Genomic DNA, 12,128 nt, shown 5'->3' with positions numbered 1-12,128 from the left:
GTTGCCGTACTGGGCCGATCCCGTTCATCGCCGGCCGGGCGAAATCAATATGAGCGACGGCGGCCGAGGCGTCTACTTCCAGGACCCGAGCGGCCACAATCTCGAGATCATTACGCGCCCATACAGCAGCGACATTTCGCCGTGACAGGCCCGTAGATTCTCGGAGAGTTTTTCAAACAAAATCGGTCGACTATGGCCGACCGCATCGGGCAGACGTCGGCCACTTTCGGTCATTTGCCACGGTTTCGTACGGACGTTTGAACGTCGGCATCGCCCAGACAACGGACCTTCGTGTTCAGACGATGCCCGCTGCGTCGTCGGCCCAAGTGAACGGCCGCTTTTTGTACTGAGCATCGCAATCTGTACATGTTCGCCAGCTTAGCGGGCTGATATCGTTGTCTACGAATAGCACCGAAAATCGCTGACTAACTTCCCGCTTTGAACAGGCATATCTCATGAAACTGCCGATCTATCAGATTGACGCATTTATGGATAAGGTATTTAAGGGCAACTACGCTGCGGTAGTGCCACTCGAACGCTGGTTGGCCGATAGTTTGATGCAGGCAATCGCCGCTGAGAACAATCTGTCTGAAGCAGCATTTTTCGTGAAAAATGCCGACGGCGCGTTCGACATCCGCTGGTTCTCTCCACTTACTGAAATCGCTTTTTGTGGGCATGCCACGCTGGCAAGCGCATATGTGATCTTCAAGCGATGTGATGATTTGGAAGTCATCGAATTTGTTGCGAAAGCGGTCGGTCGGCTTGCCGTTTGCCATACGCATGACGGTCTGATCGAAATGAGCTTCCCGCAGCGCCGGCCTGAGAAACTGAACGAAATACCCGCAAACTTGATCCAGGGGCTTTCGATACGGCCTCAAGAAGTGCTGATAAACCAGCAAGCCTATGTTGCCATCTACGAAACAGAACACGAGGTACGATCCGTCGTACCCGAACTCAATCTGCTGTCAGCACTTGGTCCGCTCGACGTCGTCGTGACAGCGCGCGGAGATGAGCATGATTTTGTGTCCCGCTACTTTTGGCCTGCCAATGGCGGAGATGAAGATCCGGTGACCGGATCTATTCACGCGGCGCTTGCGCCATTATGGTCTGACCGTTTGGGCAGGTCCGAACTCGTGGCCATGCAGGTGTCACGCCGCAGCGGGTTACTTCATTGTCGCGTACAAGACGACCGGGTGTATATCTCTGGTCAGGCTGTTCAATATCTTGAAGGGACAATTGAAATCCCGGAAGCGTAGGTGCGACCGTTGTACCTTGGAGAGCGGCCGTTGAAGTCGCGTTAGGTCGAAGGGCGAAAGGGGGGCGATATATGCCGATCGCATGAGGCACTGACCGGCCAACTGCGGTTTCCATGGCGGGGACAGATTTACCCTTGTGAGTGCGAGACCATATCGGCGGAATAGCTCTCGACTTGAAAGTTCGCAAGCAACCCGCCCAGAAGGCGGGTTTTTGCTTTCTGGGCTCCTATCTGAGGACCTGGAAATCATGAGCAAGAGTGAGGGTAGTTCGGACGAAGCAGCCGTTCTTCATATGGTCTGCGGCAAAATCGCGTCGGGAAAATCAACGCTGACGAAACGCTTGGCGCACACGAAGAATGCCGTGGTCATCAGCGAGGACATCTGGATGACGCATCTCTATCCCGGAGAACTCCGCACGCTGGATGACTATGTACGTTGCTCGGGACGCATTAGGCGGACGCTCACTGACCACGTCCAGGCACTCCTCGCGGCCGGGATGTCTGTGATCCTCGATTTTCCCTTCAATACCATCGACAGCCGTTCATGGGGGCGCGAGTTATTTAACGGCGCCGGCGTGGGACACCGACTTCACTACCTCGACGTCAGTGATGAGATTTGCAAAACTCGGCTCAAGGCTCGGAACGCATCGGGCCAGCATCCGTTCGAAACGACCGATGCCCAGTTCGACGAGATAACGCAGTACTTTGTCCCGCCTTCGACAACCGAAGGGTTTCAGATCGTGTTGCACGCTGCTACGCAATAAGCCGCGTCCGATCACTTCGAGCGAGAGAGCCGACTTCGGCTACTGGAGGTCGGTTGCTCACGCGAGAACGGACATCCACAACTGCTCGGGCGACAGTCCCTTGTGGGTCGCGTGCCGCCGATCGACCTCGGGCAGTGACCGGCCAGGAGCATATGTAATTGGGCGGTCACGAAGGTGGTCGGACACGCGCATGCTCATCGTAATCATCCCCAGTATTGCCACTGAAAGCCTCCACAGGAATCGGAGGCCAAGCGTGGCATGCCGTCGGAGTAAGCTGCGACATCTGTCTTTAGCTCAGATGCGACATTACTACTTGGGTCTGACAACCAATGATGTTGATTCTTGGCACCTACGGCGAGGCGTTGCGCGACAAAGGGAATGGCCAATGTCAGCGTTTATCGACACCTGAGTAATGTTTTCAAGGAAAAACCAACAGGAACCGTTGCGTCGCATGCGTGGCCGTTTCTGTTGCGCAGAATCCGGCTGGAAGCCTTGAGCTGCCGTCGCCGGATGCCCGAAAAACGCAACACCCTAAAACATACCAACAGGGTTGATAAATATAATTATGTAAACTATAAAGGAATGCGAAATATATAGGCACCTGAATCAATGCTGCGCCTACTCCTTCGGCAGGTGCCCGGCCCGAATAGTAACTTGCCAAGGCTTGCCGATACGGCGATTACGGGATCGGGGAATGGTCCGTTCCCATCAAAAACCCCCTCAGCTGCCGCTCTGCTTCGAATACTTCGTGAAGAGGGGCCCTTGCGAGCTGGGCGTCATACAGCGCCAGCAGCGCTTCAAAGTCGCTGATTACCTCAGAAACGAGCCGCCACTCACCCGTCTCATGAGCGTGCGCCAGGGTGTTCTCGACCGCGTATTCGGCGATCTTGAACTGCTCCACCAGTTGGTTGCCGTAACCAGCACGCTGCAGATACCAGCTCAGGTACACCGCGCGCATAAGTTCATTGACCAGATGGCTGTTGCCATGTCCGTCGCGACATGCAACCAGCGCAAGATGACAGGGCAGCGACCGTTCACTGGCGGAGGCGCGATCCATCGGCAATAGAAGCGCTTTCGTCAGGGGCCTGCGGGCCCGGCTGTGGGGCCTGTTTCGCTTGGAAGACATTTTCTCGACATGGCGACACCGGGAAGCGGTTGATTATAGCGAAGCCTTATCGAAGCTACGGTCGAGTCTCACCATCGCTAAGGACTTCAAGACATAACGGTCTGCCCCCCGGTTGCGGAGCCGCCGTCAGTCCGTCAATGCCACCTGGGCCGACACCTTGCCGGGCAACTGTGGTGGGATGCGCGCGATGCCCCACGCGGTGAGCAGCGCGTCAAAGGAGGGCGTGCCTGTATCGCGGGCCGCAGGCAGCCGGTGACCGGTCAGCCGGTACTGGACGCGCTCGTTCGCAGGCGCGCCGGGACGCCTGATCCGTTCGAACACGCCGTGCCGCACACCGTACTGGATCGCGTCGGACGCGTCGCGCGAATTCATTACGCCTGCAGCGACGATGCGTGCGACGGTGACCGGTTGGGACTGTTCACGCAGATACGCGATCAGCTGTTCGGCATGGCGGTGGCTTTTCATGTGTTGTTGGTTCCTGCCTGCTTGTGTTACCGAGGGCGGTTAGTCAAGATCGAACAGCTGCCGGTCCGCTGGACGGCCCAGCGCCTCGTCCATCATCTGGCGAAAGTCCTATGCTCCGCAAGAATCGGATCTAGTGCCAGCGGCTACCAGTGAATACTCGTGGTGCAGCCCGCCAAGAATCGTTTTCGCGTGCACAACAAGGCACCGGTCAACGTGATGACGGGAATTCTCATGGGGGATCTGTGCAAGATCGGTCGGCGGATCAGGGACTCCCGGTCCCAGAGACATATGAGGACGTCCGCGGTTGTAGTGCTCCGTCCAGCTTTTCAGGATCGATCCCAGATGCGACGCGGAGAGCGGTATCAGCCAGTCCAGGCACTCGCGCCGAATCGTGCCGATGACCCGCTCGCAGATCGCATTGGTCGTCGGCGTCCGGGGTGGCGACTTCAGCACGGTCAGCCCGAGTCGGCTGATGGAATCGTCCAGTTGCCCGGCAAAGATGCTATCGCGATCATGGAGGAGGTATCGGTAACGGTCCCCGAAACCGATTGCTTCCCGCAGTTGTTGTAGGGTCCAGGCTGCCGAAGGGTGGGGCGTCACGTTCATATGCACCAGCCGGCGCGACCCATGTTCGATCATCACAAAGACGTAGAGTTGGCGAAAGGTCGCGGTGACGACGAGGAAGAAGTCGCATGCAACGATTGCATGGGTGTGATTGCGCAGGAAGGTCGACCAACGCTGATCGCCACGCGGGAAACTGGGAGGGCGCCTGGGCATGTACTTTCTGACAGTGCGTGGCGAAACCCGGAGCCCAAGTTTCAGGAGCAGTTCGTTGGCAATGCGCTCTTCGCCCCAGAGCTGATTCTCGACCGCCAGGCGCCGAATCAACCGGCGCAGTTCCAATGGAATCGGCGAGCGCCCCGGACGTGACCTGACACGCCACAACAATCGGAAACCGGCGCGGTGCCAACGAACGAGCGTCTCGGGACGTACCACCACGAGCGCCGCGCGCCAGTCGAACAGCCTGGATAGCCAGGCGAGACTGATCCGCGTTGCCGCATCGACGCGGTGTGGCTTCACCCCGCGCTCCTGATCTAACGCGAGTTGGCGGCGCAGGAAAAGGTTTTCGGCCACCAGGGCACCGCTCGGACGAAACAGCAGGACGGCGAATCGGCAAACGTCCGATAGCAGTTGAACAACGATCTTGATGAGCGCAATCATGCGTTCATCATGCCATATGCGATCCAGCGCCGCTGGACACCCTCAGCCATGCCTTGATCGAGTTTTTGCGGAGGACACCCTGGTTGATTGCAGCCGCGAGGGGATGCTTTCCGAGAGACGTACTCGTTACGGAATGGCCCGATGAGAATCTGCATCGCGCCGTCGAGACGCACTGGATTTCCTTCCGACGCAGTCCTATAACTTTTAAAAAATCACGCATGCAGTCGTCTTGGTTTCATACCAACCAATTCGAACGACTCCAATAATAGCGACCTGGTCTCTTTGGGCGCGAGTTGTCTTTCACCGTGCTTTCGTACGGAGCCTGGTTTTAGGGCCGGGCCCGCCACCATTTAAGGTGGTATGAACGGGGGCGCATGGGTGCGAACCTGAGACGAGTGTTGAACGTACGACAAGGATTGGAGGTCTGCAATGAGTACAACCACGCGGAACGAGCTTCAGCCCGATCAGCCGCTCGTCGATACGACGCCGTACGGGTATGGTCCGGACGATTCGATCAGCGATGTCACGGAGAATGCTGCGATCACTCATCACACGCTGAAGATCAACGAAAAGTCGATTTCCTATGCAGCGCGAGCGGGTCACCTTGTGACAACCGATACATATAGTGCGCGGCCGGCCGCCAAATTATTTTATGTGGCATTCACCGTCGATGGCTCGACTCCGTCCACGCGTCCGGTCACCTTTTTCTATAATGGTGGTCCTGGCTCATCGTCGGTTTTCCTGCTTCTAGGGTCATTCGGACCGAGGCGGATAAAGACCAGCATGCCGAGCTTCACCCCGCCGGCTCCATATGTGCTGGAAGACAACCAGGACAGCTTGCTTGATCAGTCTGACCTGGTGTTTATCGACCCGGTCGGCACGGGTTACTCGACAGCGATTGAACCTGCGACCAACAAAGACTTCTGGGGAGTTGACCAGGACGCAAGCTGCATCAAGCAGTTTATAAAGCGTTACCTGACGGTGTTCAACCGATGGAATTCCCCCAAGTACCTGTTTGGGGAATCTTACGGAACGCCGCGCACGTCTGTGCTCAGCTGGATGTTGCATGAAGACGGCGTGGATCTGAATGGGATAGTTTTGCAGTCGTCGATCCTCGATTATTCGCAGGCGGGTAATCCGGTCGGGATCCTCCCGACGTTTGCGGCTGACGCGTGGTTCCACAAGAAAGTATCGGTATCGCCGGTTCCCTCCGATCTGGCCGGCTTCATGGAGAAGGTAGAAGAATTCGCAGGTGGTCCTTACGCCGATGCGTTATCGGCTTTTCCCAACGTCGATCCGAACGTCCTGCAGTATTTGAGTGACATGCTCGGCATTCCGCCGGTGGTCCTCCAGTACTGGAGGCTCGACCCTTCAACGGGAAATGGCTCGGTGTTCCTGACGAGCCTCCTTCTGGATGCCGGGCTGGCCGTAGGTGCTTATGACGGCCGTGTTACTGGGGAGGACACCGGCATTGCCGAATACGTCGCGCCGAATTCAGGCGGTAACGATCCCACAATGGCCGCCGTGGGTGGCGTGTATACAGCGATGTGGAACGTGTACCTCAACGAGGAATTGCAATACACATCAATATCACCCTTCATGGACCTGAACGACCAGGCGTTCGCTAACTGGGACTTCGGCCATATCGACCCAACGGGCGCCCAAAGAGGCGGCATCGGAAGTCTATACACCGCTGGGGATCTCGCTGCTGCGATCGCCGTCAATCCATACCTGAGGGTGTTTTCGGCGAACGGGTACTACGATGCGGTTACGCCATTCTTTCAAACAATACTTAACTTTCAGAACATGCCGCTAGGCAGCGCGCAGATCCAGAGCAACCTGACGGTCAGGAATTATCCGTCAGGCCATATGATTTACCTCGACAATGCGTCAAGAACTGCGATGAAGGCAGACCTTTCCTCATTTTATGGGGAGGCGGAGACGCATGTAGCCGCTATCAAGGCGGCGGTACTACCCGAGCAGACGACACTAGCCGGCGCTGCGAGATATCGCAGGCGTTCGAGCCGCACTCCATACTGAGCCCTTAAAAGAAGTGATTGGTCACCCAGCGACTCGCATGTCGACCGTGGGGCAAGAATATGAAGCCGGGGATTTCTTGAGTGGAAGCAGATAGTGGCAACGCCGAGTGAGGCAATCATGAACGTATCGCATCGTAAGCTACCCGGGAGCCTGAGACGCGCATTGCCCGGTGCCAAAGTGCTGGGGCGAGCAAATTTGCATGGCGTCATTGAAGTGACACTCAAGCTTAGGCGAAAGCAGGCCTTGCCAGAACTGGAGGCACGCCCGGCGGTGGCGCTCTCCCGGGACGAACTCGCATCGAGGTACGGCGCATCGCAAGACGACATCGATAAGGTTACACAAATCCTGTCGGGATACGGTATCCAGACAGTCAGTTCGAGTGTCGGCGCGAGGACGGTTCGGATGTCCGGGCCGATAAGCGCGATGGAGTCCGCGTTCAACGTGAAGCTTTTCAACTACGCGCACGCGAGCGGGAATTATCGCGGGCGCATCGGGTACCTGTTCGTACCTGACGAACTCAAGGATATCGTTCAGGGCGTTTTCGGCCTCGACAATCGCCGTATTGTGAAACGACGGCGTCAGCCGGTTCGCGACACCGGCGCGCGACAAACCCTTTCGTCGTCGCCCCCGACGTGGCATGTCCCACAGCAGTTTGGAAGCCACTATCACTTCCCGCCCGGTGACGGTGCGGGACAGACGGTAGGCATACTGGAATTTGGCGGCGGGTATTTTCCCGGCGATCTCAGCAAGTTCTGTGAGAAGGCGGGCGTCTCGATACCGAAGGTGACTGCGGTCAGCACGGACGGAACGTCTACAGAGAGTAAAGACGGCGCCGAGGGCGAAGTGATGCTCGATATCGAGGTTGTTGCGGGGCTATGTCCGAAAGCCAGCATCGTGGTTTATTTCGCCGCATGGACGGAGGCGGGCATGATCGGCGCCCTGGATGCCGCGAGGCAGGACAAGGACAACAATCCGGGCGTGCTATCGATCAGCTGGGGCGCGCCCGAGGGCACGGATATCTGGTCCGATCAGGCCATGTCGCAAATCAACGAAACGCTGAAAGAGGCGGCCTATCTCGGCATGACGGTGTGCGTCGCAGCCGGCGACGATGGCTCGAGCGACGGGCTCAACGATGGGCACGCGCACGCCGATTTCCCGTCCTCCAGTCCCTACGTTCTCTCAGTGGGCGGAACGACCATCGTCGATCTAACAGGGGCCGCAACGGACGTCGTGTGGATGGAGGGGGACGGCTTGCGGGCCGACCAGGGCGGGAGCACGGGTGGAGCGGTCAGCGACGTATTTCAGCGTCCGGATTGGCAAAGCAGCATCACGATCCAGTCGGTGAATCCGGGCGCCATCACGGGCCGATGCATACCCGACGTGGCCGCCAACGCAGACTGGAATGCTTCTCCCTATCTGCTGGTGGTGGATGGCCATGCGGAACCCAATGGCGGAACCAGCGCGGCGAGCCCGCTATGGACGGCGTTGATCGCATTGATGAATGGCCAGCTCGCAGGCGGCAAACGCGTAGGCTATCTGACACCCATGCTTTATCAGGCAGCGGCGGGTTCTGCAGGCGCGCAAACAGTCGGGGCGGCCGGCTGTACGGACGTGACCTCAGGCAACAACAACACCGCTTCGACAGGCGGCTATAGCGCGGGGCCCGGATATGACGCGGCATCGGGATGGGGTACGCCTCACGGGCAGAATCTGCTGGCTGTGATCCAGGCTACGTTGTCGTCTACGCCGGCTTCCTGAGTCGCGCGGTTACCCCGTTGGAGGAAAACATGGCACGTGCACAAAAAATCATGGTGATTCGCCATGGCGAAAAGCCTCAAGGCGCTTTACCACCTTACGGCGTGACGACTGACGGCGAGCAGGATGTCAATTCGTTGCTGGTGACGGGATGGACCCGCGCCGGTGCGCTGGCAGTCCTGTTCGCACCGAGCCGCGGGTCGCTGCAAAGCCCGGAACTCGCGCAGCCACAAACCGTCTTTGCGGCAGCCGACGATGCGGGCAAGGCGAGCGAAAGACCATTCGAGACGGTGAGCGTCGTCGCCCAAAAACTGTCGCTCAACATCGATATGACCTACGCCGTCGGCCAGGAGACCCAACTGGCGGCCGCTGCGACGTCATGCGACGGCGTCGTGCTGATCGGCTGGGAGCACAAGCACATTCCGCTCATTGCAAACGCGATACTCGGCAACACGACCGCGCCGCAAACCTGGCCGGGCGACCGGTTCGACGTGGTGTGGGTGTTCGACCTCGACGCTGGCAGCGGTGCGTATCGTTTCACCCAGGTACCCGAACTGCTGCTCCCCGGTGACAGCCCCGAGCCGATTCCAGTGTCTGCCAGCTGAGGGGGTGTGTGCCATGAATGCCGCATTCATGTCGATCAAACATATTGTCGTGCTGATGCTGGAAAACCGCTCTTTCGATCATATGCTGGGCTACCTGTACGCGGATCAAGGCAATCGGTCTTCCAGCGGGCAGGCCTTTGAAGGACTCAGCGGCGACGAGACGAACCCCGATAGCGCCGGTAACGGCGTTATCGTGTTCAAGATTGCGCCAACGGATCAAAGCGCGTATTTCATGCCCGGTGCCGATCCGGGGGAGGGCTATGTCGCGACCAACATGCAGCTCTTCGGGGCCGCAACGGTCTCATCGACACAAGAGCCCGGCAACAGCGGGTTCGTCCGGGATTTTGCCCAGACGCTTCAGTGGGAGACGCGCAAGGGTTGGTCGATCCTCCCAGGCACGGTCGCCAGAAACATCATGGGTGTCTTTACACCGGACATGCTTCCGGTGCTCTCGGGACTGGCCCGTGGCTATGCAGTCTGTGACCACTGGTACGCGTCTGCGCCTACAGAAACCCTGCCAAATCGCGCCTTTGCATGTGCGGCGACGAGTCAGGGACACATGGACGACGCAACCAAAACCTATACCTGTCCCAGCATCTTTGGCAGGCTGACAGAGGCCGGACAGAGCTGGGCCATCTATGGATACGATACACCGCCGCTCACGCGCCATAATTTTCCGGATGTGACCAACGCACCTGAATCGCACTTCGGGCTCTTCAGCGAATTCAAGGCTGCTGCACTGGCGGGCACGCTGCCCGCCTACAGCTTTCTCGAGCCGAGCTGGAGCCCGACAGGTAACAGCCAGCATCCAAACTACGATGTCGCGCTGGGCGAGCAACTGATCTACGACGTCTATCAGGCTGTCTCCAAGGGGCCGAACTGGAACCAGACCCTCCTGATCGTGACCTATGACGAGCATGGCGGTTGCTATGACCATGTGCCTCCGCCCGCGACCGCGGTACCGCCGGACACGCTCGCAGGCGAGTTCGGATTCGACTTCAAGCGTTTCGGCGTGCGCGTGCCCACCGTGTTGATATCACCATGGATCGAGGCGGGCACCGTATTCCGTGCACCCGACACAGCAGCGCCGCTAGACCACACAAGCATCCTGAAGACGGCAGAGACGTTATGGGGCATGCCGGCCCTTACCGCACGCGACGCAGCAGCCTCAGATCTCCGCGGCGCATTCACACTCACAGAGCCGCGCACCGATGATCCGCTTGCCGGGGTGACGGTGCCGACATCGGGTACTCCATTCCCGGGTGGCGATGCGCCTTCTCACCTTCAAATGATTCAGGCTGAACTCGTATCGCAACTGCCAGTAGCCGACGAACTCGGGGATACGCACGCTCAAATGCCGGCCTTGAAAACGAGTCAAGACTACACGCAATACATACAAACGCGAACGGCGGCCTGGAAAGCGCAACGCCAACGTGACAGTACGGAAACTGCAAAACATTAAGCCGATTTTTCTCCGGTACATCAACGCTGTCGATTTGCAGGGACGATGTGCGGCTTGTGCAGATGCGTCCGCACTTGCCGCGAACCAGAGCCTGTTCCTGAGGCTCGCTGACGCTTGCTTGGCGATCGCGGTCTAGGTCGCCGACGACAACAACTCCCGGCCACACTCTTCGCTCGAGTACCGAACACCGGCGGCTTTTGCCGCCCACCGCAACGCAACTGGCCCTTGCGCTGCACTTCTCGAAGGCTCCCGCTCAGGCCGGTTGCTCATCCCGCGCTGAAAGGCGTATCAACCACCCAAGCTCTAATTGCCTGTCCTTCCCGAAAATGCATAGCGTGCGATTGAACGAAGCCTGGACCACGCCGGTTACGCTGCCAGCCGCACATAATGGTGATGCAAGCCGCCAACATCCGGGAACTTGACGACCGTGCCGCGATCGGGCGGCTGCACTGGTCTCGGGTCGGGACAGGCCATGTCGAGTGACAGGTGTGTACGCCAACGATGGTAATAGTCGAAGTACAGGTGGAGGATGTGCCGCAGGTGGCGTTCGTTCAGGACAATGTCGTGATCGAGGCAGTCTCGGCGGATGCTGCCGACCAGGCGTTCGACGTAGGGATTCTGCCATGGGCTGCGAGGGGCGGAGAGGACCTGTTCGATGTCCATGCTCTCGACGCGTCGCCGAAGGGGCTCGCCATAGATCGCATCGCGATCCCGGAGCAGGTATTTCGGCGCGCTATCCCAGGGGAAAGCCTCGACGATCTGTTGAGCCGTCCAGTGCGCGGTCGGATTCTCCGTGACATTGAAGTGAATGACCTGGCGCCTGTCATGTGCGAGGACCACCAGCACGAACAGCACCCTGAAGCCTACCGTCGGCACGGTGAGGAAATCGATCGATACGAGGTCGCAGACAAGGTTTTTCAGGAACGCCTTCCAGGTCGGCGAGGGCGGTGCGGGGTGGCGCCGGCGATACTTCTCCACGGTCGACTTCGCCACCTCGATGCCGGGCTTGCGCAACTCGCCCAGGATGCGCGGCGAGCCCCACCGGGGATTGGCTGCCGGGAACTTGCGGATCAACTCACGCATGTCCTGGCTGATCGGTGGTCTGCCCGGCGTGCCTTTGTCACTGATGCGCGTCCAGTGGTCGCGGAATCGCTTGCGCTGCCATGCGATCACGGTAGCGGGCTTTACGAAGACGAGGACCTCCCGCCACCTTGACCAGCGACGCGACAGCCAGGACCAGAAGATGTGGTCGGCTGGACGCTGGGCGGCGACAATGACTACGACCGGACGTCTTGCTTGACGCTGTCCAGGACGCAGACGTGGCCGGGAGACGGACCGCCGATAGACCATCAACTGGTGTCACAATGCGACGATCTGGAGCTGCTGACAGCCGCGAGCAGAACCACGTGGCCAGGCACGCAATCAACGCACGGGC

General features: G+C 58.8%; 10 protein-coding genes. 6 read left to right on the top strand and 4 right to left on the bottom strand.

What is annotated here, in order from left to right:
* The first annotated feature begins 455 nt into the window (after positions 1-455).
* Complete coding sequence (locus GNZ13_RS48565; RefSeq protein ID WP_172178394.1) at positions 456-1,256, top strand: PhzF family phenazine biosynthesis protein; 801 nt, start codon at positions 456-458, stop codon at positions 1,254-1,256.
* A 247-nt stretch (positions 1,257-1,503) separates the two neighbouring features.
* Positions 1,504-2,019 carry an AAA family ATPase gene (locus GNZ13_RS48560; RefSeq protein ID WP_172170411.1) on the top strand — a complete coding sequence of 172 codons (516 nt, stop codon included), beginning with the start codon at positions 1,504-1,506 and terminating at the stop codon, positions 2,017-2,019.
* A gap of 679 nt (positions 2,020-2,698) precedes the next feature.
* Here GNZ13_RS48560 and GNZ13_RS48555 read toward each other — a convergent pair.
* The 3 genes from GNZ13_RS48555 to GNZ13_RS48545 form a co-directional block, all read right to left on the bottom strand.
* Positions 2,699-3,076 carry a hypothetical protein gene (locus GNZ13_RS48555; protein ID WP_172170413.1) on the bottom strand — a complete coding sequence of 126 codons (378 nt, stop codon included), beginning with the start codon at positions 3,074-3,076 and terminating at the stop codon, positions 2,699-2,701.
* A gap of 195 nt (positions 3,077-3,271) precedes the next feature.
* On the bottom strand, positions 3,272-3,610 hold the full coding sequence (locus GNZ13_RS48550; RefSeq protein WP_172170415.1) for a hypothetical protein: 339 nt from the start codon (positions 3,608-3,610) through the stop codon (positions 3,272-3,274).
* A 108-nt stretch (positions 3,611-3,718) separates the two neighbouring features.
* Positions 3,719-4,831 (bottom strand): integrase core domain-containing protein, encoded by a 1,113-nt coding sequence (locus GNZ13_RS48545; RefSeq protein WP_172170417.1) that lies wholly within the window; start codon positions 4,829-4,831, stop codon positions 3,719-3,721.
* 429 nt (positions 4,832-5,260) lie between these two features.
* Between GNZ13_RS48545 and GNZ13_RS48540 the strand changes: the two genes are divergently transcribed.
* From GNZ13_RS48540 to GNZ13_RS48525, 4 genes are all read left to right on the top strand, one after another.
* On the top strand, positions 5,261-6,871 hold the full coding sequence (locus tag GNZ13_RS48540; protein WP_172170419.1) for a S10 family peptidase: 1,611 nt from the start codon (positions 5,261-5,263) through the stop codon (positions 6,869-6,871).
* Positions 6,872-7,084: 213 nt separating this feature from the next.
* The gene (locus tag GNZ13_RS48535) at positions 7,085-8,629 is read left to right on the top strand and encodes a S53 family peptidase (protein WP_172170421.1); all 1,545 of its coding nucleotides are present in this window, start codon (positions 7,085-7,087) and stop codon (positions 8,627-8,629) included.
* Between the two features lie 29 nt (positions 8,630-8,658).
* Entirely contained in the window at positions 8,659-9,231 is a 573-nt protein-coding gene (locus GNZ13_RS48530) for a hypothetical protein (protein ID WP_172170423.1), read from the top strand.
* Positions 9,232-9,244: 13 nt separating this feature from the next.
* A complete protein-coding gene (locus GNZ13_RS48525) occupies positions 9,245-10,693 on the top strand; it encodes an alkaline phosphatase family protein (protein ID WP_172170425.1) in 1,449 nt (482 codons plus the stop codon).
* 366 nt (positions 10,694-11,059) lie between these two features.
* Here GNZ13_RS48525 and GNZ13_RS54080 read toward each other — a convergent pair whose 3' ends face one another.
* Positions 11,060-11,866, bottom strand: coding sequence for an integrase core domain-containing protein (locus GNZ13_RS54080; protein WP_328807297.1), 807 nt, complete (start codon positions 11,864-11,866; stop codon positions 11,060-11,062).
* Positions 11,867-12,128 lie beyond the last annotated feature (262 nt).

The sequence above is a fragment of the Paraburkholderia elongata genome, from assembly GCF_013177735.1.
Taxonomy (GTDB): Bacteria; Pseudomonadota; Gammaproteobacteria; order Burkholderiales; family Burkholderiaceae; genus Paraburkholderia; species Paraburkholderia elongata.
The sequence above is the reverse complement of the archived record's forward strand: the minus strand, read 5'-3'. Positions and strand labels throughout refer to the sequence as shown.

Bases quoted from the DNA above. Each gene is read 5' to 3' on its own strand.
- GNZ13_RS48555 (WP_172170413.1), bottom strand. From the start codon at position 3,076: ATGGATCGCGCCTCCGCCAGTGAACGGTCGCTGCCCTGTCATCTTGCG.
- GNZ13_RS48530 (WP_172170423.1), top strand. From the start codon at position 8,659: ATGGCACGTGCACAAAAAATCATGGTGATTCGCCATGGCGAAAAGCCT.
- GNZ13_RS48525 (WP_172170425.1), top strand. From the start codon at position 9,245: ATGAATGCCGCATTCATGTCGATCAAACATATTGTCGTGCTGATGCTG.
- GNZ13_RS48560 (WP_172170411.1), top strand. From the start codon at position 1,504: ATGAGCAAGAGTGAGGGTAGTTCGGACGAAGCAGCCGTTCTTCATATG.
- GNZ13_RS48565 (WP_172178394.1), top strand. From the start codon at position 456: ATGAAACTGCCGATCTATCAGATTGACGCATTTATGGATAAGGTATTT.
- GNZ13_RS48545 (WP_172170417.1), bottom strand. From the start codon at position 4,831: ATGATTGCGCTCATCAAGATCGTTGTTCAACTGCTATCGGACGTTTGC.
- GNZ13_RS48540 (WP_172170419.1), top strand. From the start codon at position 5,261: ATGAGTACAACCACGCGGAACGAGCTTCAGCCCGATCAGCCGCTCGTC.
- GNZ13_RS48550 (WP_172170415.1), bottom strand. From the start codon at position 3,610: ATGAAAAGCCACCGCCATGCCGAACAGCTGATCGCGTATCTGCGTGAA.